This is a genomic window from Bdellovibrio sp. (assembly GCF_047637665.1).
In the GTDB taxonomy this organism is placed as follows: domain Bacteria; phylum Bdellovibrionota; class Bdellovibrionia; order Bdellovibrionales; family Bdellovibrionaceae; genus Bdellovibrio.
In genome coordinates this window covers 129,209-147,164 of record NZ_JBLJBT010000040.1, presented here as the reverse complement: position 1 = coordinate 147,164, position 17,956 = coordinate 129,209, and the positions used below count along the sequence as shown (strand labels likewise).

The following is a 17,956-nucleotide window of genomic DNA, read 5'->3' as shown; positions in this document are numbered from 1 at the left end:
AAAAAGGCCGCTTAAAAGCGGCCTTTTTCATTATTACTTTTGAGCGGGGTAGATCTTTTCGCTGAAAGAACCGAAAGATTTTTTCGCTTCTTCAGAGTTTTGCATTCCCATTTTCATAAGCTCTTGAGAAAGGCGTGCACCCTCTTGAACTTGTGTTTGAGCGAAATCAGCCCAAGTTTGAGCTGCGCGAAGGCTTTGGTCGACGAGGTTTTGAGTTGTCTTTAGTTGCCAGCCCCACAATTCACGGAACGTGTTTGTTGCAGATTCAGCGTAACCCAAGTAAGGATTTTCATAAGTTGTTTGTTCTTTTTGTGCCATGATTTTCTCCTCGGTTTTATATTTTGCTGCTTTTGCAGCAAAACCAGTCTGACCAGGTTATCGGCAAAAAACCAGAAAATAATTGCTGCATTTGCAATATTTTAATTTTTCCGTTCTCTGGTCCGTGTAGAGCTGGAACTCTTCTTTTTTTTGAAGGGTGAGATGATCGCCTTCACGTTATTCAGGGCCAGTTCTCCCATTTGCGACATCAGTTTGATGTTTTGCTCCATCAGGGGGGTCCAGAAAGAGTTCAAGGTTTTTTCATTCATGCGGATCATCGTCTCGAGCATCTCCACCGGAAAGTGCTGAGCGCGACCTTGTTCAAGAAGGATTTGCGTCAGGACTTCGGACGTGATGTCCGCATCGGTTTCCGCATCAGTCACTTGAATTTTATGACCTTTTTGGATCCATTTTTCGATTTCAGCCAGCGTGATGTAGCTTTTATCCGCCGAGGAGTAGTAGCGACGATTGCCGTATTTTTTGATTTTTATGATCTCATCCATATTTAGAGTTTTTGCTCCTCTTTTTTGCGATTGCAACAAAAATCATTGCCGTGGTTAAATTTTAGCACGGGTTCAGGAGGATGCCATGGAAAATAAAGTTCAACGCATGGAAGAGTTGTTTGAAAAGTCGATGGATACTGTCACCTCACATCCAGCTTTTCTAAATGGTGTATCAGTTTTGCTCAACTTCAATTCATATCGAAAAATCTGGTTTCGTAAGACCATGGAGGCGGTGTGGAAGGATCTCGAACTGCCCATTCGTGGTGATCAAGATAAACTTTTGAATTCTGTTGAGGAACTCAACGTGCGAATTAAAAAGTTAGAGTTGGAGCTGCAAAAAGAACGACAGAAGAACGAACCTGAAATCAAGCGAAGTGCCAAAAAAGTTGAAAAAGGAATTTCTTCTGAAGTGGGATTTCAGTAAATGATCGACTTTCAACATTGGCCAGAGACCTCTGGATTTCTCCAGTTCTTAAAGCGAACCGAGCCTTCACTAAATGACATCGCGTCAACCCCCTTCGAGGTTTTGGATGAGGTGGGGGCGATCCATTTGCGTAAATATCACTCCACGGCCAAAGATCATCGCTGGCCTGTTCTTATTCTGCCGTCCATTATCAATCGACCCTTTGTGCTGGATCTGTTGCCAGAGAAAAGTTTCATTCTGAATCTTCTTGAAAACGGGCACGACGTTTACATGATTGACTGGGGTATCCCGCAAAGCCATGAGCAGTATCTCAGTTTTGAGAAGCTGATGACCCTGCATTTGGAATACCTTCTGCAAAAAGTGGAGATGGATTGTGGCGGAGCCAAAGTTCATCTGATGGGGCACTGCTTGGGGGGCACGATCGGGCTGATGGCGTCTTTGATGAATCCGCAGCGTTTTGCCTCGCTGACTCTCATTACTACGCCCATCCGTTTTTCTGATAATGATAAGCTCAGTCTTTGGGCGCGTTGTCCTGATTTTGATTTACAGGCCTTTACGGAGGCCTATGGCAATGTGCCGTGGTTTCTATTGCAGTCGACTTTTTTGGCTTTAAAGCCGACACAAGTTTTTCAAAAATACCGCCAGCTCTTGGGAAAGTTAAAAGATCCCCGCTTCGTCAGAAATTTTTGGGCCATGGAGTCCTGGGCCAATGATAACGTGGACCTTCGGGGCGAGTGTTTCAAGGTTCTTTTAGGGGAGCTCTATCAAAAGAATGCTCTTGAGAAAGGGCCGATGAGAATTGGCAAAAAAACCATTGATCTCCGTCAGCATGAGCTCCCCACGTTTGTGTTGATTGCGGATGCGGATCATATCGTGTCTCCTCTCAGTCATCTGACGGCCGAGATGGTTCCGAACGTAAAGAACTTAAAGGTTGTGAACTCAGAAGGAGGCCACGTCGGAGCTTTGATTGGTGGTCGCTCTGTGAAGACGATCTGGCCTCAACTGAATAATTGGATGAAGACCTGTGAAGTTTAAGTTATTTAAGAAAATTTTCCGATCGCCCACGGGGCGAGATTTGGTTTACGCCTTTATTGACGGGCAGGGGACTCCTCTGGTCTTTCTTAATGGGTTGAGTGATTCTATGGAAAGCTGGGTCGAGACTTTGCGCCACGCCAATATCACGCGACCTTGTTTGTTGGTGGATTTGCCGGGTCAGGGTTCTTCCTTAGAACTTGAACTGCAAAAGTCAGATGAGTTTCAGTACCAGCTTTCTATCGAAGAGCAAGTCGAAGCGTTGACATCCCTTCTGGGGCACTTGTCGATCCGTGAATTTGGTTTGGTCGGTTTTTCTTACGGGGGCGGGGTGGCTCTGGGAATGTTGCAAGAGGCTTCCTCACAGGTCAAAGATTTGATTCTGTTAATGCCCTTTATTCTGCGTTTGGATTTATCGTTTCCTCTGTCGCGCCTGTGGGCGGCGCAGTTTGAACTCATGAAGTCCATGACGCCAAGAAGTCTGCGACAGCCGTACTTGGTCTTAGAAAAATCCTACGAAAGATTCGTAGAGCACTACATGAATTTTCGTTATCTCAAAAGAATCCCCGAGGAGCGACATCGCCAGGTTGCCGTCGAGCTGTCTCGAGGGATTATGGAATTCAATTCATTTTCCGTGATTCCGCAAATTCCTGATGAACGTTTGATTTTGATCACGTCTGGATTGGATACCTTGGTTCCGCAAAGTCTCTATCAAGAATTTTGGTATCGTATTCCCGAACATAAAAAACAGTCCTGGGTGAATATTTTAAATGGGGATCATTTGATTTTAGAGCAAGCGCCTGAGACCGTCGCCCAGCTTTTGTCGTCCGCTTTGCAGGGCGAACTTCACGGGGTCAAGAAAATCACATTGTCTGAAGTTCGCACCAGTTCGGCCATTTAAGGTTGATCTTTTAAGAGTTCCTGAATTTGTTTCTCCAGGGCCTGTGGCTTATCTTCGCTGAATCCGCGATAGAGAGACACCGGCTTTAGCTTCTTGTCGAAGACAAAAAGAGACGGCAGAGCCTGGACTTTAAAGTCTTTGGCCATCTGCTTTGATTTATCATAGAACATGGAAAATTCCACGGGATGCGCTTTTAAAAAGTCATCTCGTTCTTTGAGATCATCGTCCTCATTGATGCCGATGACAACTAAACCTTGATCCTTGTATTTCTTGTAAAGTTTATTGTAGTGAGGCAAAGCCTCTTTGCAGGGTTCACACCAAGAAGCCCAAAAATCCATCAACACAACTTTGCCCTTGAGGTCGTCGAATTTTAGCGCGGATCCTTTAGAAAGAGCTTCGGCAGAGAAACTTTTGAATTCGACATTGGGGGGAGTGGTATTCTTGCTCAAGGCATTCAATGACCAAACGGAGAGAAAAAGGACTGCGAGCAGGCGGAGCTTCATTTAAGGAACCCTTTCGATATATTTCAGTAAAAGATCGCGACCGCGAATCTTAGCGCGGATCATAGAAAGAAAAATAAATACGCCCCCGGTTTTTCGGTCTAAGAAAATAATCTCTCGAGGAGGCGTTCGCCATGAATGTTTTCGGACGATTTGAAAAACCTTTTTGGAGAGTCGTTGCGGAAGATCCGTGCTTTTCCAATCATAGAGCCCTTCGCGATCAATTTGTCCAAGATTGTTACGGGGGTCCTCGTAAGAGATAAAGGGTTCGACGGTTTGAAAGCAGAATTCTTCGAAAACTTTTTTTAGTTCTTCGTCATCCTGATCGTGAATGAAGCGAAGATCGAGGGCCGCTTGCATGAACATCGGCCGGTCATTGAGGAGGGAGCCCTTGACCATGCGTCGGTAGGGAATCAAGAAATCCTGGTTGTAGGATCTTGTGGCTCCAAAGTCTAAAAGAATCAGTTGATCGTGTCCCTGAGGATTGATGCGAATGCGATAATTGCCACTGTGGGGGTCTGTCTGAACAACACCCCAGTCGAAGATCTCCTTGAAGTAGAGATCTAAGAAACTCAAGGCAATCTTATTGCGGCGCTCTTGGGGAAGACTTTGAATTAGAGGGTCATCAACGCGCAGACCTCTTTCAAAAGTAGTGGCTAAAATTTTTGGTCCCGAGAACTCACGCAGAACTCGAGGGACCACGTAGCGAGAATCTCCTTGGAGTCTTTGATAGAAGTCTTCTGTTAACTGAGCTTCCAGTTCATAATTTGTCTCTTGGATTAACATTTCGCGAACTTCCGCGAAGAGGGAATCCATGTCGAATTCCCGCGGCAAAAGTTTGAGAGTGTTTAGGAGAGTTCGGATAGCCTTAAGATCGCTATCGATGGCTTTGTCGACGTTGGGGTATTGGATCTTTAGAACAATGCTTTCTCCGCTGGCCTTGACTCTGGCACGGTGGACTTGTCCCATAGAGGCGGACGCCAGCGCTTCTTTTTCAATCTCCAGAAGAGCCAACTTTTCCGGGCCCAGATTCTTTTTTAAAGTGGGTTCAATGGCCTCCCAGGAAAGGGGCGGAGAATCTGATTGCAAGGACTTTAAAATTTCATTGGCCTCCGGGGGGAAGAAATGTTCCCCATACATGGAGAGCATCTGCCCGGCCTTCATCAGGCTTCCTTTAAGTTCACCCAGCTCTGAACTGATAAGGGAGGCTTGGTTCTGAAGCAGACGCTTCCAGTTTTCCTCTTTGCCTTCTTTATTTTTTAGCGCGGTGCTAACGCCATGCTGGGCGATGGAGGCCCCTGCCTGAAGTGTTAGCTTTGCCAACGACAAACTGCGAGAGAACATGGACGATTTGATTCGCTCGAGGCTCTTGGTTTGTTTTTTGGCAGACTTTTTTTCGTCCATGGCTTCCCAATTTACCTTAAGTTGCAGATATGTTAAACTTTTATTATGGCAAAAGTGATTATCTTCTGGTTCCGCCGCGATCTTCGCCTTAATGACAATGCTGGCTTGTTCCAAGCCTTAAAAGAGAATGAAAACGTCCTTCCTCTTTTCATCTTTGATTCCGATATCCTTGATAAATTGGAGGATTCTCGCGATCCTCGAGTGACGTTCATATACCAAACTGTGGCAGGGATCAAAAACACTCTCCAACGAAAGAAGTCAGACTTAGTGGTGCGTTATGGGAAGCCGTTAGAGGTTTTTAAGGCGCTTTTTGAAGAAAAGAAATTTACCGCGATTTATACAAACCACGACTACGAACCCTCGGCCCGAGAGCGAGATGAAAAGGTGGCGAAGTGGGCGCAAAAATCCGGTGTCGAGTTTAAAAGTTTTAAAGATCAAACGCTCTTTGAAAAAGAAGAGATTCTTACCGAGGCTCGCAAGCCCTACACCGTTTATACGCCCTACAAAAAGAAAGTGCTGTCGTCTTTAGAGCCGTTCTATTTAAAGTCCTACCCCAATGACCTCTATGAAAGTTCATTCGCAAAAATCGCAAAACCCGAAAAAATGATGCCTTTGTCAGAGATCGGCTTTGTGGAATCGACCCTCGAGTTTCCCTCTATGGAGCTGTCCACAAAGGTGCTGAAGAACTATGCTAAGACGCGGGACTTTCCGGCGTTAGAACATGGAACAACTCGTTTGGGTCTGCACTTGAGATTTGGCACTGTGAGTGTGCGCGAATTGGCGCGTGAGGGAAAAAAATATTCAGACGTGTGGTTGAGCGAGTTGATTTGGCGAGACTTTTTTATGCAAATACTTTGGCATTTTCCTCACGTCGAAAAGCAGAGTTTCAGGCCGGACTATGACAAGATCGCTTGGCGTTCCTCAAAATCTGACTTTCAACGATGGGCCGAGGGGATGACCGGGTACCCTCTGGTGGACGCGGGAATGCGAGAACTTAACAATACGGGGCATATGCACAATCGGGTGCGTATGGTCACCGCCAGTTTTTTATGTAAGCATCTTTTAACTCATTGGCATGAGGGCGAAAGGTATTTTGCAAAAAAGCTTTTAGATTTCGATTTGGCGGCCAATAATGGCAACTGGCAGTGGGCTGCGGGATCTGGTTGTGATGCGGCTCCTTATTTTCGTATCTTTAACCCTGAGGCGCAGGCCGCTAAGTTTGATCCACAGATGGAATACATTAGAAAGTGGGTGCCAGAAGTGGGGACGACCAAATATCCTCAACCGATGATTGAGCATGCTGAGGCTCGTGGGCGTTGTTTACAAGAGTTCACCAAGGCATTAAAAAAATAGAGGACGTTTATGAAGATTCTTATGACGGGAGCCACAGGACTGATTGGTCGCGAAGTGGGCAAGATCCTAGCTCAAAAAGGGCATGAAATTCTGGTGGTCAGTCGCAATGTTGCCAAAGCCAGGGAAGTGCTGCCCTTTCCCTGTGATATCATTGTCGGGGATTTAAACGTAGGCCCTCTCAAGGATGAAAAACTCAAATCAGTCGATGCGGTGATCAACCTGATGGGAGAGCCCGTTGTCGGAGCCCGCTGGTCTGAGAAGAAAAAAGAGAGCATTTATAACTCTCGAGTCATTGGAACCCGTCATCTTATTGCCAGTCTTTCGTCTTCGGTACAGACATTTATTTCCGGTTCTGCCATTGGTTTTTATGGAAGTTGTACTGATGAGGTCTTGTATGAAGATCACCCCGCAGGACAAGACTTTTTAGCGAAAGTCTGTGTCGATTGGGAAAAAGAGGCGGGATCCGCTCCGGGAAGAAAAGTCTTCGTGCGAACCGGAGTTGTTCTGGCCCAGGAGGGCGGAGCTCTTGATCAAATGTTATTCCCTTTTCGCGCCGGAGTGGGCGGTGTTTTGGGCGAGGGCAAACATTGGATGAGTTGGATTCATCTCAAGGACATCGTGGGAATTTTTGTTTTCGCTCTGGAAAATCCCAAAGTCCAAGGGGCGATCAATGGAGTGGCTCCGTTGCCCGTCACAAACAAAGAATTCTCAGAAACTTTGGTGCGCTCATTGGGACGGAAACTGGGCCCCGGGATTCCCGAGGTCGCCTTGAAGCTTTTATTTGGAGAGGTCTCTCAAGTGATGTTGTCCTCCATTCGAGGAACTGCGGAAAAAATTGAATCTGAGGGATACCAGTTTCACTTCAAAGAGTTGTCCGAAGCGTTGGCGGAAATCTGCACTCCCTTCAAGGCGGGGGAGGAGGTTTTTTATGCGGAGCAATTTGTTCCTGAACCGCCAGAAAAGATATTTTCATTTTTTCAAGACGCTCACAATCTTGAAAAGATCACTCCGCCGACTTTAAATTTTCATATCGAACGGATTTCCACGCCTGAAGTTAAGCAGGGGACTTTGATTGATTACCGTCTGAAGATTCACGGTGTTCCCGCAGCTTGGAAGACCGAGATCGATGAGTGGCAACCACCTTATAAATTTGTCGACAATCAACTGCGGGGACCCTATCGGCTGTGGCACCACACTCACGAATTCCGGCCCTTTTGTGGCGGAACTCTTTTGGTGGATCGCGTGCGTTATCGTCTGCCACTGGGGTATATCGGCTGGTTGATGGGGGCCAACTTCGTCCGTCAGGATGTGGAAAATATTTTTGCGTTTCGCAGGAAGTTTATCTCCAAAAACTGGCCATTTTGACCGGGCAACAATCTGAGGGGCTAAGATCTATTGTTTATTGCGAAGCTCGCGAAGATATGTGAACTGTTGAAGACTGCGAGCCAGCAGGAACGGATTGACTCTCTTTTCAATGTGCAGTTTCAAGGGAACACTGGGCAGCTCCATGCTGCGGCGATGGATCAGTTCGTTTTGGTAGATCTCCAGATTTTCATCATCTCCTGTGATCGGCGAGTCGTCCAAATTGCTTAGCATTTTACAAAACTGCAAATTCATCTCGGTGTATTCATGGGTGCAGTAGATCAAAGTTTCAGGCGGCAACGCCTTGATTCGTTGAAGACTTTCATACATCTGCTGATAGGTACCCTCAAACAGTCGCCCGCAGCCCAAACCAAAAAGAACGTCGCCAGAGAAAAGCCATTTTTTTTCGGGCTGCCAATAGGCGATATGCCCTAAGGTGTGTCCCGGAAGTTCTAGGACTGAAAAAGAAAGATTTCCCAAAGAGATCGTATCGCCCTCATGCACATAGTGATCGGCGAAGGGAATTTGATGTTTATTCTTAAGGGGAGCATAGACGGGGATAGAAAATATGTTTTGGAGTGTGCGAACTCCGCCAATATGATCGTTGTGATGATGGGTTAACAAGATGCCCTTTAATGACAGGTTGTGTTCGGATAAATAGTCTTGTACGCAAGAGGCTTCACCTGGATCGATCACCAAAGCTTCCCGCTGGGTCTCGTCGACGAGGACGAACACATAGTTGTCTTCGAAAATGGGGAGGAGTTCGACTCGTAATACAGCGGTTGTCATGGAACCTCAATCATCACTTACCAATGATACACATTTTGCTCTGACTTTGCCTGTAAGAACAAGACTTAGGTAGGTTTGATTGATAGCAATATCTGGCCTTGGTGTGGCCTGAGCTTTGCTCTAAAATAAAATCTTCTATGAAGATAAAAGTTGAGCTGGATGGCCGTGATTACATTGAAGTTGAATGTGAGGGGACTCCTCAAGCTCCGGGGGAAGTTCGTAAAGTGTCTATATTGGGTTGTACAGATTTTATGGAGATGATTCAGAAAATGCGCCGTCATTTTGGTGCAGATTTGGCAAAGTGGCCGATTCCTGAGGGACACGATCATTCCAGTTTGTTGTTGAAAGAAATGATTTTGAAACTGCGTGGACAGTGGCAGTTCCCGTATCACGAGGATGAACTTTGTCATTGTCGGACGGTTCCGACGCACACGGTGGATCAGGCTATTATTGCAGGGGCTCACACTCCCGAAGTAGTGACTCGTCAAACCTCGGCCAGCACGGCCTGTGGAACATGTCGTCCTGAGGTTCAGAAAATTATCGATTATCGTTTGGGAAAACAATCCGCGTAGAGTGTCCTTAAGATCCTTTTTTGGGATCTTTCCCCGTCAGATCTTCTGTTATTTTTTCAGGAAAACTTCCGTTTTTTAGATAGTAGTCTAAAAAGGGACCGATTTTTCTGCGGCAGGATCCTCCACAGGGGCCCACTCCGGCTGATGTGGTATCAAAAATATCATTGAGTGTTTTGGCGCCATCGCGAATGGCGTCTTCAATAGTCTGACGACTTACGTTGTTACAGCGGCAGATAATTTCGGTCTTCTTCTTCGCACCCATACCCCATAGTAATGCTGTGCAATGCAAAAAGGTACGGCGTACCCGACGAAGGTGCGGCGCGTTATGGTGCATTGATAAGTGGGGTAGAATCTTGTAAAACAGGTGTCCTTCTAACACTGGAGAAGAAATGGCTACTATTGATAAACTTCCTATGACTATTCGCGGAAAAGCAATGCTTGAGGCGGAGCTCAAGAAGCTGTTGTTAGAAGAAAGACCTTCTGTCATTCGCGCTATTGAAGAAGCTCGTGCTCAAGGGGATATCTCTGAAAATGCGGAATATGAGTCTGCTAAAGAGCGCCAGGCGATGATTGAAGGACGTATTGCTGAAATCCAAGGCAAACTGGCCGGTGCGGAAGTTATTGATACTTCTGCTATTAAGGCCGATCGCATCGTTTTTGGCGCTTTTGTTGCGATTGTGGACACTGAAACTGAGGAAAAATTCAACTACCAGATCGTGGGCGTTGATGAGTCTGATGTGAAAAAGGGGATGATCTCGATTCTTTCTCCTTTGGCGCGGGCTTTGATTGGCAAAAAATCCGGCGACACGGTCACAGTACAAAGTCCCAAGGGCGATAAAGAATTCGAAATTCTTTCCTTCGATTATAAGTAATTTTCTTCGAAAAGACATTGTCGGTCCATGGTTCTACCTGTGAGAATAAACCATGGACTCGCGCAGACACTCTTTATCAGATAAACATCTCATTGCAGAACAACCCGGAATGACGATTCTTCTTTCGGGTTTTATTTTGGCTTTTTTTATTGGTTACACCACCAAATCCATTTTGTCGCCCGCGCGAGTGACGGCGCAACTGACTAAAGCCGCCAGCCATATTCACAAAGATGTTAAAGTAAAGTTTGCGTCTGCTCAGGTGAGTCTCAGCAACGGCATCTTGCCGCGTTTTGCGGTCGTGATATCGCAAGTCGAGATGGAGTCCTCGCAAACTTGCTGGGCATCTCCGGTATTGGAAGTTGATGAGTTGCGTTTGCCTCTTTCTTTGTGGAGTATTTTGCGAGGTGGAGCGCCGGTCAAAACTATTGAAGCTGACAATGTGAAGATTCTTTTTCGTGAAGAATTTAAAAACTGCGATCATCCTGATGTTGTGAAACAGACGACGACGGATTCTGCGACACCGCCTCCGCTGGTGACTTTGTCTCCATCTGAACAATCCCAAAAATATCGCAACGACGTACAGGGACTTTCCATACAGAAGCTTCAGATATCCGCCTTAAAATACCCACAGTATTCCTCAGAGCTTTTGAATTTTGCCGCCAAGGTTAAGTCGTTTGAACCTAAGGTCATTGAAATTACAGCCAAAAGTCACTTGATGAGAGACGAGCAAGTCGGTGATTATCTTTCTCACGCCAACTTGTATATTCAGTATAAAGAATCCCCCGAGGCGACGATACAGTCTCACTTTTTTGGAAACTGGCGAGAAGGCCATTACAGTATTATTGCTAACTACACTCTGGCCGAACAACTTTTGGCCGTAGAAACTGATTTGAAACACATTCCTTTAAGCCAGATTTTGACGGTGCTGCAAAAATATAATCTAGCCTCTAAGGAACTCAATGGACGGCAAGTGTGGATGTCTTCCAAAGCCCGTCTTGTGGCACCGGTTGATCAGCTTCGTACGTCTCCTTTGGAAGTTCGAGATCTTCGTCTTGAGGGCGACCTCGGGGAAATGAAAGTAGATCGTATCGATATCAAATCTATCGAGCCTTTGCAGTATGCTCCGATTGTTGTCGATGTGAAGAAGCTGGATGTTGCAAAACTTCTGGTTTTATTAAATCGTCCCAAGCGCACCGGCGTCCTCGGGGAACTGGGTGTTTTCTCGGGACGAGCGGAGATCGTCTCGGATCGAAAAATTAAAATGACCGGGGAGCATGCCGGGTTAGAATTCGTTTTCTCAAATAAAGGTCAACAAGAGCTGCAGGTGATCGAGAATATGGTGGGGGATATTACTCTGGAGGAGAATATCTGGAACTTCCAAATTCATCGAGTGGAGCCTCGTGGCGGCGTATTTATTGGCAACGTGAAAATGAAAGCGGATAAGGATTTCCGCGAAGTTGAAGCGAAGACCCGTGTGGATGAGGTTTCGTTGGCTTTGCCCGTGCAAAAGTTGATGACCAATGGGGGAGATCTTGGCCTTATCAGCTTCGATCTGGATATGCGCTTAAAAGAGGGCCAAATGAGTTACCTTAAAGGGCTGACTCGTATTGAGGGTATGAAGGTTGAGGGACTGGAATTTTCAAAAACCAAAGCGACGATGGATTGGTCTCAAGGAGACGTCATTCTCAACACCCAGGTGAAGTCTTTAAAAGTTGGCCCCGAGTCTCCGGGCGCAGAGGTTTTACGAAAAGTCACTATGCCAAGCTGGTGGAATTCGGGGACTTTGAGCATGAGCAGCCTTACAGGGGAGTTCCGCTCAAAGAGTCTTCAATTATTGTCGTGGAAGAACGTGCAAGGACAGATCGGGAAAAGTGGACGTCTAGTGACGGAGGGTTCGTGGAATCAAGTTGGCAGTCTTCGTGGGGCCGTCCTGATTCGTGAAGGGAAAACCCATAAAAAATGGGTGATCGAAGGCAGTCGTGAGAACCCCACTTTTGAAGAAGAGACCTCGGCGAACAAACAAATGAGGAAGTAATGATTTTTCTAGCTCTGATTGGAATTCTATTAGGGCTTCTGGTGATTCGCCATTTCACTTGGCGCTCACATCCTTGGCCAGAAGGGGCGGTGCGACCTCCATCTTATCAAGGGCATCGTGGTTACTGGAAAGAGGGCGCGCAAGAAAATACTCTGACCTCTTTTGTCGCCGCCAAACGAAGAGGACTTGAGATGGTTGAGATGGACGTTCGTCTTTCTCGAGATCAGATTCCTGTTGTTTTTCACGATGCAGATTTAAAACGTTTAGCGGGAAGTGCTAAGGAAGTTCACGAGTGCACGGCCGCAGAACTTTTTCAATGGGCTCAAGCACCGACTCTTGAGGCTGTTTTATTGTCTTCGCAAGTTCCAGCAAAACTTAATATCGAACTGAAGACCTCTTCGCTTGTGGATGGAAATCTAGAGCGAAAAGTGACTGAACTTATTAAGCACCATAAGGCCGAGGGGCGCATTCTTTTTTCAAGTTTTAATCCCTTGTCTTTGTGGAGACTCAGTCGATACTTACCAGAGGTCCCGCGGGCTTTGTTGGCCAGTCAAGAAAAGGAACCGGGAAATCACATCTATCTACGCCGTCTTTGGTTGGCTCCGTACGTACGTATTCATGCTCTTCATTTGGATTATCACGATGTCAGCGTTCAAGATTTACAGCGCTGGAAGAAACGGAAAATTCCGGTCGCTTTGTGGACGGTGAATGAAAAAGAGATCGCCGAGGCCTATTTGCAGGCGGGGGCCTTCAGTATTATTACGGATACACTTGTGGATTGAAAAAACGAACTGATCTCCTAGTCTGGTGATGGCACGAGGATTTGGAGGGAGGGAAGGACTTTGCTGGCGCTGCGTTCGGCACGGCATCCTGCCTCATCGCTCCTACCTCCGCTGTCGCTCCGGCAGGGGGCCATCCAGGCCCCGCGAAGGCCTCACTTTGGCCATCAAAATCCTTCCCTCCCTCCAAATTGTGCCTTCGACAGTCTAAGAAAACAGTCTGTACTTATTGTACTTGGTGATAAGAAGATACAGGCTCTTTCTAGATGCTCTGGAACTTTCGTCACTCCGATGAAGGAAGTTGAAAACCACTTCGTTAAAAAAAACAGATAATATTTTTATCTCATATTAAAACAATAATGTATTTGGGAGCAGGAGGCTTTAATGCTCCACAAGCTATACTCCCTAGGATATTCTTTAACCAGTTGAATTCGCATTAGGGACTCAGGATTATGATGAGATTTGTGACGATTTTTTCAGGAGTTGGGATCGGGATACCTATTTTGTTTTCTCTGTATTGGCAGTTGGTGGATCGATTTTTTACGGGAGATCATCATTTTGCGTTTCTTCTTAAGCTGCAGCTGCTTTTTTGGCCCAGCTCAATATTTATGATGGGCGCTGCGGAAGCAAGCGCCTCTGATTCCTTAAAGATGTGGCTTCTATCTGTTGGTGCAAACATGATAGTTTACGGAATTGTTGGTTCATTGTTCTGGCGAGGAATTTATAAGAATAAAGTGTTTTTGCTATTGATCATCGTTTCGATTGGATTTAGTTGGTACAAGCTTTGGTCACTTTAATCAGACGCTCTATCAGATAAAGCAATAGAATGCGCACGTGTCTTTGCAAAATAATATGCTGCGAAGGTTGATGTAAATTTAGACGATGCGAAGAAGAATATTGGCTTTATTGAGAAAAACAGAATGAACTTATTCCTGCATGTATAGTCAACGAAGGAAGATAGATAACGTCTTTCAAGTTGGGCACTAAGAGTCTCTTTATAGCCATCCCGGTCTGAATCCGGGAGAAGGGTCCGGCTGAACCCGTCCTCCATATGACCTTGAGGGTATATCACCAACCATTTTATCCAAAATATTTTGTACGCAAGTGTTACTAACGTCTCAACCTCGACGGCTTAATTGCATAAGAAATAAGACCGTATTTAACAGCTTTTTGTTTAAAGGTTCTTATGTAAATCCCGAACTATTTTAGGTCGTTAAATAGTACGTCGGAGGAAAAGAAAGGTCGCTTGGTTTGTGGAATTTGAAAGTGATGCTGACCGCCGAGCTTGTCAATACTTTGGGGATAAGTTTTTACCTAGTTATAAGGAAAGGCCAGGTATCACTTGTGCAGACTATTATTAGAATTGCAATTTTGATTTTTGCGTTAGCCTTGACTGGCTGCCCAGCTGTAAATGATGAGTGTAGAGTGTTGTTCACGTTACAAGGGCGAGTTGTTGATGTTAATGGTAATCCAATTGGTGGGGTGTCAGTTTTGTTTGTTACACATTATGGATTCGAATCAGACTTTACTGTTACTGACTCTGATGGCAATTACTCGAAAGTGTTAGGCTTTTATTCGGATCTGGGTAATTCATATCTAATTTTCCGTAAGACAGGATTGCGGGAGGTTGACTCTTCATCTCTCCCTTACGGGAAGGGCGATGGTCGTTGTGTAGATCAAAAGTTAATTCGTAATGCTATAATCGAGCCATAGGGCGCACTGATATTTTTTGGGGAGGTATTGGGAGTCTTTCTTGGGTAGCAATCTTTACGGCACTTCTTTCTGAATGCCGCTCGTTCTTGGAGAATGACGCAGATGAAAGAGCGTACAGGTGCTTCGGCGGAAAATTTACTCCTGTATACAGTGGTCATGGAGGCTTTTGTGTACATTAGGAAGAAGGAGTTTTATTTTACTTGCCTGTTTTTCACCACTTTTTTGATTACGGGATGCCTACCGTCGGGTGGTGGCTGAGTTGAATACACCAAAAGGTGGGGACATTAAGAATGATAACTAAGTTTTTTTGTGTAGTCGCTCCACTTCTTCTGATTGGTTGCGCATCTTTCAAAATTTCCAGAGATCTGGGCGCTCCTGCATCCAAGTCTCGGGCCCGTATATCCTCTCCCACTCTGGTTACGCTGTCGAAACTTCAATATAATCCGTCCTATAGAAGATTTGAAGAGATTCCACTTTCAGAAGATGAGCTGGATCGAGAGATTCAGGCGGTTCGTGAATATGATCTCTTTATAAATCCTGTCATCGAGCCAGCACCCAAAGAGATGCTCACGTCGTCCAGAGTGGATATGCAAATTTTAAAGGAGAGAGACTCAGGTAATTGCTATATGGGGGGATGTTTTATTGTACCGATGACTACGAGAGAAACGATAGATGTCATTCTCAGCGCTTATGATCGTAATAATAAAAAAGTTTTCTCTCACAAGGAGACTATCGTTGGTGAGAGATGGGGCAATGTCGGAGCGCTTGTTTACGGTCTAAGGCCATTTAAAGAATTTAACGAAAAAGGTCCTGCGTTTCTCATTCAACAATGCTTAAAGGAGTTTGAAAATAGTAGTGCTTTCAAAACATTCGTATCTAATAATCCATAGGAACTATGTCGCGATCGGTCCTCAGGGTAATGGTGGTCTACCAAAAGGAAATTACTCAGTAGGCGGAATGCGTGACAATAGATCTGGAAGCTATGCTTGCTCAGGATCGGGTGGTTACTCACTAGATTTGTAACGTGTGACTCTTGTGTCGACATTTCTGATGTTTCGAAAAGGAAACTTCAGTCAATTAGTTGTTGATTCTGTGAGCGATGAAGTTGATCTTTTGAAGGGATACTTATTCAAGTGAAAAAATGGGAAGCCAATTTCTTCTCAATGTTCACAAAGACATCAATAAAAAAAGACCATCGACTGTGCGGCGATGGTCAGTCTTCCTCTGAAATCTCAAAGCGTTCGGTGAGAACGAAAAACTAAGAACGTTGGTTCTCGTTTTGTTTTTGAGTTTGTGTGGAGTTCTGTTGTTGTTGGTGGCTCACCTGTTGGTGATCGTGGATGTCTTTAGAGTCGACATCGATTTCATTAAGACCTTGTTTGAAGCCACGGATGGCTTTTCCTAGTCCTTGTCCTAACTGTGGCAAACGGCTTGGACCGAAAAAGATCAAAGCAATGATTCCAAGAAGCAAAATGTGCGTAAGGCTAAACTCACCCATGGGTTCCTCCCAGTTTTTTTAAGTCTACACTTTTTAGACCTGTCTGGGAGGAAAATCAACGGAAAGACGGGGTTTATTCGGTGGGCATGTCGATAATTTCGACCTGATCTGCGTCAGCAGCCTCTTTTTCAAGTTGATGAGAGGCTTCATTTGAATCCACGGCGACAACGACCTTGGTGCCTGAAGAGACCGACTGGATAGGAGCGGCTTCGGCTGACACAGGGCTTTTCCCTGGAAGCTCTTTCGCGATCCCTTTCACAGGACGAGGGGCTTGCACCTCTCTAACCGTAGGGGCTGTAGTTTTAGCCTTTTTTCCGCCACCCATTTTTTTGAGTTCTTTATCATATTTGGTTTTTAGGTCGGAAAGTTCCTTTTGATAGTTTTTTCGGATTTCCTCAACCTGGTTATTGCGCGCCTCTGTAATGCATGTCGAATAAGTCTGTACGGCGATCTCTTTGGCCTGAGCTCGACAAGTGAGTTCCGCCGACGTCTGAGTAAAGGCGTTAGCAGTAAACAAAATAGTAGCGAAAAAGGACAAGATTGTTTTCATAAATAAACCCCGTTCGATCCCCTTTATAACAAGATCCGTGCCGTCCAGGATCAAAGGAGAGGGCCCCTTGGGTGGAGGGGGTGGGAGTTTTTTACAGGGATGAACAGGCAATTGTCGGCGGTGAGCTACCGACGAATTGCCTTAGGGTCAATCGCATCTTGAAGACCATCGCCTAAGTAGTTGAAGCTGATGGTTGTGAGAAGGATCAAGATTCCAGGTAAAATCGCTAAGAAGGGGGCTTGATAGATCAGCTCTTGAGCGTTGTTCAACATATTTCCCCAACTGGGAGTCGGGGGCATGATTCCAAGTCCTAAGAAGCTGAGGGCTGCTTCAAACAAAATAGATTCCCCAACGCCCAAAGTGATTGAAACTAGCATGGGAGCGATCACGTTCGGGAACATATGGCGTACGATGATCGTGCTGTCTTTAGCTCCCAACGTGCGGGCGGCCAACACGAATTCTCTTTCGCGAATGGATAAAATGCTTCCACGGACCAGGCGAGCGACGGTCATCCAAGAAAATAAACAGAGGATGATCACCATCTTAAAGATGCTCTCATTGGATGTGCTGACGATCGCTTTAAGCCAAGGAAGTTTGGTAAGGTCAATGGCTGCCATGACGATCAACACGGGGATGGTCGGTAAAGACAAAAGGGCATCTGTGACACGCATTAAGACGGTGTCAATCAAACCACCGTAAAAGCCGGCTAAACTTCCGATCAGAAGACCAATCAAGGCCGAAGCAATGGCGACGAGAACTCCAACACCCATAGAAACGCGAGTTCCATAGACGAGACGAATGAAAACATCGCGACCCAGTTCATCTGTTCCAAATAAGTGGAAGGTCTCAAAGTTTTTAAACGTTGAAATCAAATCAGAGGCCTCGGGAAGATTCAAAGACTGTAAAGAAGAGATCGCCTCTTTAACATCGCGAGAGGCTAAATCATAAATAGCATCTGCTTCGGCCACTTGAACCAAACCCTTTTCAAGAAGGGCTTTTTGAATTTTATCCGCACTCTCGGGGAAGGCGTTGATATATCGTTCCACCTCTGTTTCGCGAACATCTTGACCGACTTGAGCCGTGGTCATGGGGGATAGATAACGATTGGCGACGTTTTGCGCATCGGGATCAAGTCCCGTGATAGAGCGAATCTGGCCAGCGAAGATCGAGATCAAAAGAAAGAGATGGATGATCACCGCACCTACGACCGCTAATTTGTGGTCAAGGAATTGAGTGAGAACCATCTTCCACATCGGTTGAGCTTTTTCAAGCTCTGCGCGATCTTTGGCGGATAATGAATTTGTATCAATCTGGATTTCGTCCATAGCTACTTCGTTAGAGTTCATACATC

The 17,956-nt window shown here is 45.7% G+C and carries 21 protein-coding genes; 12 read left to right on the top strand and 9 right to left on the bottom strand.

Translation table 11 applies throughout. From position 1 onward, the window contains the following. Nucleotides 1-33: 33 nt before the first annotated feature. Together ACM64D_RS13825 and ACM64D_RS13820 are read right to left on the bottom strand one after the other, a co-directional pair. Nucleotides 34-318, bottom strand: coding sequence for a hypothetical protein (locus tag ACM64D_RS13825; RefSeq protein WP_415063814.1), 285 nt, complete (start codon nucleotides 316-318; stop codon nucleotides 34-36). Between the two features lie 101 nt (nucleotides 319-419). Next, nucleotides 420-821, bottom strand: coding sequence for a polyhydroxyalkanoate synthesis regulator DNA-binding domain-containing protein (locus tag ACM64D_RS13820; protein WP_415063813.1), 402 nt, complete (start codon nucleotides 819-821; stop codon nucleotides 420-422). Between the two features lie 85 nt (nucleotides 822-906). On the opposite strand from ACM64D_RS13820, the gene ACM64D_RS13815 reads away from it, so the two are divergent. The 3 genes from ACM64D_RS13815 to ACM64D_RS13805 are packed head-to-tail and all read left to right on the top strand — an operon-like array spanning nucleotide 907 to nucleotide 3,178. Beyond that, complete coding sequence (locus ACM64D_RS13815) at nucleotides 907-1,245, top strand: hypothetical protein (RefSeq protein WP_415063812.1); 339 nt, start codon at nucleotides 907-909, stop codon at nucleotides 1,243-1,245. Then, nucleotides 1,246-2,280, top strand: a complete 1,035-nt coding sequence (locus ACM64D_RS13810; protein WP_415063811.1) for an alpha/beta fold hydrolase — start codon at nucleotides 1,246-1,248, stop codon at nucleotides 2,278-2,280. After that, on the top strand, nucleotides 2,270-3,178 hold the full coding sequence (locus ACM64D_RS13805) for an alpha/beta fold hydrolase (protein WP_415063810.1): 909 nt from the start codon (nucleotides 2,270-2,272) through the stop codon (nucleotides 3,176-3,178). The genes ACM64D_RS13810 and ACM64D_RS13805 overlap by 11 nt, the downstream gene beginning before the upstream one ends. Here the strand turns inward: ACM64D_RS13805 and ACM64D_RS13800 are convergent. Both ACM64D_RS13800 and ACM64D_RS13795 read right to left on the bottom strand, forming a co-directional pair. After that, the gene (locus tag ACM64D_RS13800; protein ID WP_415063809.1) at nucleotides 3,175-3,681 is read right to left on the bottom strand and encodes a TlpA disulfide reductase family protein; all 507 of its coding nucleotides are present in this window, start codon (nucleotides 3,679-3,681) and stop codon (nucleotides 3,175-3,177) included. The two genes, ACM64D_RS13805 and ACM64D_RS13800, sit on opposite strands and share 4 nt — an antisense overlap. After that, complete coding sequence (locus tag ACM64D_RS13795) at nucleotides 3,682-5,082, bottom strand: ABC1 kinase family protein (protein ID WP_415063808.1); 1,401 nt, start codon at nucleotides 5,080-5,082, stop codon at nucleotides 3,682-3,684. A gap of 45 nt (nucleotides 5,083-5,127) precedes the next feature. On the opposite strand from ACM64D_RS13795, the gene ACM64D_RS13790 reads away from it, so the two are divergent. Beyond that, nucleotides 5,128-6,435 (top strand): cryptochrome/photolyase family protein, encoded by a 1,308-nt coding sequence (locus tag ACM64D_RS13790; protein ID WP_415063807.1) that lies wholly within the window; start codon nucleotides 5,128-5,130, stop codon nucleotides 6,433-6,435. Nucleotides 6,436-6,444: 9 nt separating this feature from the next. After that, nucleotides 6,445-7,800 carry a TIGR01777 family oxidoreductase gene (locus ACM64D_RS13785; protein ID WP_415063806.1) on the top strand — a complete coding sequence of 452 codons (1,356 nt, stop codon included), beginning with the start codon at nucleotides 6,445-6,447 and terminating at the stop codon, nucleotides 7,798-7,800. A gap of 27 nt (nucleotides 7,801-7,827) precedes the next feature. Here ACM64D_RS13785 and gloB read toward each other — a convergent pair whose 3' ends face one another. Beyond that, nucleotides 7,828-8,586, bottom strand: a complete 759-nt coding sequence (gloB, locus tag ACM64D_RS13780) for a hydroxyacylglutathione hydrolase (RefSeq protein WP_415063805.1) — start codon at nucleotides 8,584-8,586, stop codon at nucleotides 7,828-7,830. A 137-nt stretch (nucleotides 8,587-8,723) separates the two neighbouring features. On the opposite strand from gloB, the gene ACM64D_RS13775 reads away from it, so the two are divergent. Next, nucleotides 8,724-9,158: a bacterioferritin-associated ferredoxin gene (locus tag ACM64D_RS13775; RefSeq protein ID WP_415063804.1), complete on the top strand. Its 435-nt coding sequence runs from the start codon at nucleotides 8,724-8,726 to the stop codon at nucleotides 9,156-9,158. A gap of 7 nt (nucleotides 9,159-9,165) precedes the next feature. On the opposite strand, the gene ACM64D_RS13770 is transcribed toward ACM64D_RS13775, so the two are convergent. Beyond that, on the bottom strand, nucleotides 9,166-9,420 hold the full coding sequence (locus ACM64D_RS13770; RefSeq protein WP_415063803.1) for a (2Fe-2S)-binding protein: 255 nt from the start codon (nucleotides 9,418-9,420) through the stop codon (nucleotides 9,166-9,168). Nucleotides 9,421-9,556: 136 nt separating this feature from the next. On the opposite strand from ACM64D_RS13770, the gene greA reads away from it, so the two are divergent. From greA to ACM64D_RS13740, 6 genes are all read left to right on the top strand, one after another. Then, nucleotides 9,557-10,030, top strand: coding sequence for a transcription elongation factor GreA (greA, locus tag ACM64D_RS13765; RefSeq protein WP_415063877.1), 474 nt, complete (start codon nucleotides 9,557-9,559; stop codon nucleotides 10,028-10,030). Nucleotides 10,031-10,082: 52 nt separating this feature from the next. Next, nucleotides 10,083-12,065 carry a hypothetical protein gene (locus ACM64D_RS13760; protein ID WP_415063802.1) on the top strand — a complete coding sequence of 661 codons (1,983 nt, stop codon included), beginning with the start codon at nucleotides 10,083-10,085 and terminating at the stop codon, nucleotides 12,063-12,065. After that, the gene (locus ACM64D_RS13755; RefSeq protein WP_415063801.1) at nucleotides 12,065-12,847 is read left to right on the top strand and encodes a glycerophosphodiester phosphodiesterase; all 783 of its coding nucleotides are present in this window, start codon (nucleotides 12,065-12,067) and stop codon (nucleotides 12,845-12,847) included. The genes ACM64D_RS13760 and ACM64D_RS13755 overlap by 1 nt, the downstream gene beginning before the upstream one ends. A 449-nt stretch (nucleotides 12,848-13,296) precedes the next feature. Further along, nucleotides 13,297-13,641 (top strand): hypothetical protein, encoded by a 345-nt coding sequence (locus ACM64D_RS13750; RefSeq protein WP_415063800.1) that lies wholly within the window; start codon nucleotides 13,297-13,299, stop codon nucleotides 13,639-13,641. Nucleotides 13,642-14,110: 469 nt separating this feature from the next. After that, a complete protein-coding gene (locus ACM64D_RS13745) occupies nucleotides 14,111-14,557 on the top strand; it encodes a carboxypeptidase-like regulatory domain-containing protein (RefSeq protein WP_415063799.1) in 447 nt (148 codons plus the stop codon). A gap of 290 nt (nucleotides 14,558-14,847) precedes the next feature. Beyond that, complete coding sequence (locus tag ACM64D_RS13740) at nucleotides 14,848-15,447, top strand: hypothetical protein (RefSeq protein ID WP_415063798.1); 600 nt, start codon at nucleotides 14,848-14,850, stop codon at nucleotides 15,445-15,447. A gap of 368 nt (nucleotides 15,448-15,815) precedes the next feature. Here the strand turns inward: ACM64D_RS13740 and tatA are convergent, their stop codons facing one another. The 3 genes from tatA to ACM64D_RS13725 all read right to left on the bottom strand — a co-directional run bounded on the left by tatA (nucleotide 15,816) and on the right by ACM64D_RS13725 (nucleotide 17,951). Then, on the bottom strand, nucleotides 15,816-16,055 hold the full coding sequence (gene tatA, locus ACM64D_RS13735) for a twin-arginine translocase TatA/TatE family subunit (RefSeq protein ID WP_415063797.1): 240 nt from the start codon (nucleotides 16,053-16,055) through the stop codon (nucleotides 15,816-15,818). 73 nt (nucleotides 16,056-16,128) lie between these two features. Next, on the bottom strand, nucleotides 16,129-16,605 hold the full coding sequence (locus ACM64D_RS13730) for a hypothetical protein (protein ID WP_415063796.1): 477 nt from the start codon (nucleotides 16,603-16,605) through the stop codon (nucleotides 16,129-16,131). Nucleotides 16,606-16,730: 125 nt separating this feature from the next. After that, nucleotides 16,731-17,951, bottom strand: a complete 1,221-nt coding sequence (locus ACM64D_RS13725) for an ABC transporter permease (RefSeq protein ID WP_415063795.1) — start codon at nucleotides 17,949-17,951, stop codon at nucleotides 16,731-16,733. Nucleotides 17,952-17,956 lie beyond the last annotated feature (5 nt).

Bases quoted from the DNA above. Each gene is read 5' to 3' on its own strand.
- ACM64D_RS13825 (WP_415063814.1), bottom strand. From the start codon at position 318: ATGGCACAAAAAGAACAAACAACTTATGAAAATCCTTACTTGGGTTAC.
- ACM64D_RS13820 (WP_415063813.1), bottom strand. From the start codon at position 821: ATGGATGAGATCATAAAAATCAAAAAATACGGCAATCGTCGCTACTAC.
- ACM64D_RS13815 (WP_415063812.1), top strand. From the start codon at position 907: ATGGAAAATAAAGTTCAACGCATGGAAGAGTTGTTTGAAAAGTCGATG.
- ACM64D_RS13810 (WP_415063811.1), top strand. From the start codon at position 1,246: ATGATCGACTTTCAACATTGGCCAGAGACCTCTGGATTTCTCCAGTTC.
- ACM64D_RS13800 (WP_415063809.1), bottom strand. From the start codon at position 3,681: ATGAAGCTCCGCCTGCTCGCAGTCCTTTTTCTCTCCGTTTGGTCATTG.
- ACM64D_RS13795 (WP_415063808.1), bottom strand. From the start codon at position 5,082: ATGGACGAAAAAAAGTCTGCCAAAAAACAAACCAAGAGCCTCGAGCGA.
- ACM64D_RS13790 (WP_415063807.1), top strand. From the start codon at position 5,128: ATGGCAAAAGTGATTATCTTCTGGTTCCGCCGCGATCTTCGCCTTAAT.
- ACM64D_RS13785 (WP_415063806.1), top strand. From the start codon at position 6,445: ATGAAGATTCTTATGACGGGAGCCACAGGACTGATTGGTCGCGAAGTG.
- gloB (WP_415063805.1), bottom strand. From the start codon at position 8,586: ATGACAACCGCTGTATTACGAGTCGAACTCCTCCCCATTTTCGAAGAC.
- ACM64D_RS13775 (WP_415063804.1), top strand. From the start codon at position 8,724: ATGAAGATAAAAGTTGAGCTGGATGGCCGTGATTACATTGAAGTTGAA.
- ACM64D_RS13770 (WP_415063803.1), bottom strand. From the start codon at position 9,420: ATGGGTGCGAAGAAGAAGACCGAAATTATCTGCCGCTGTAACAACGTA.
- ACM64D_RS13760 (WP_415063802.1), top strand. From the start codon at position 10,083: ATGGACTCGCGCAGACACTCTTTATCAGATAAACATCTCATTGCAGAA.
- ACM64D_RS13755 (WP_415063801.1), top strand. From the start codon at position 12,065: ATGATTTTTCTAGCTCTGATTGGAATTCTATTAGGGCTTCTGGTGATT.
- ACM64D_RS13750 (WP_415063800.1), top strand. From the start codon at position 13,297: ATGATGAGATTTGTGACGATTTTTTCAGGAGTTGGGATCGGGATACCT.
- ACM64D_RS13740 (WP_415063798.1), top strand. From the start codon at position 14,848: ATGATAACTAAGTTTTTTTGTGTAGTCGCTCCACTTCTTCTGATTGGT.
- tatA (WP_415063797.1), bottom strand. From the start codon at position 16,055: ATGGGTGAGTTTAGCCTTACGCACATTTTGCTTCTTGGAATCATTGCT.
- ACM64D_RS13730 (WP_415063796.1), bottom strand. From the start codon at position 16,605: ATGAAAACAATCTTGTCCTTTTTCGCTACTATTTTGTTTACTGCTAAC.
- ACM64D_RS13725 (WP_415063795.1), bottom strand. From the start codon at position 17,951: ATGAACTCTAACGAAGTAGCTATGGACGAAATCCAGATTGATACAAAT.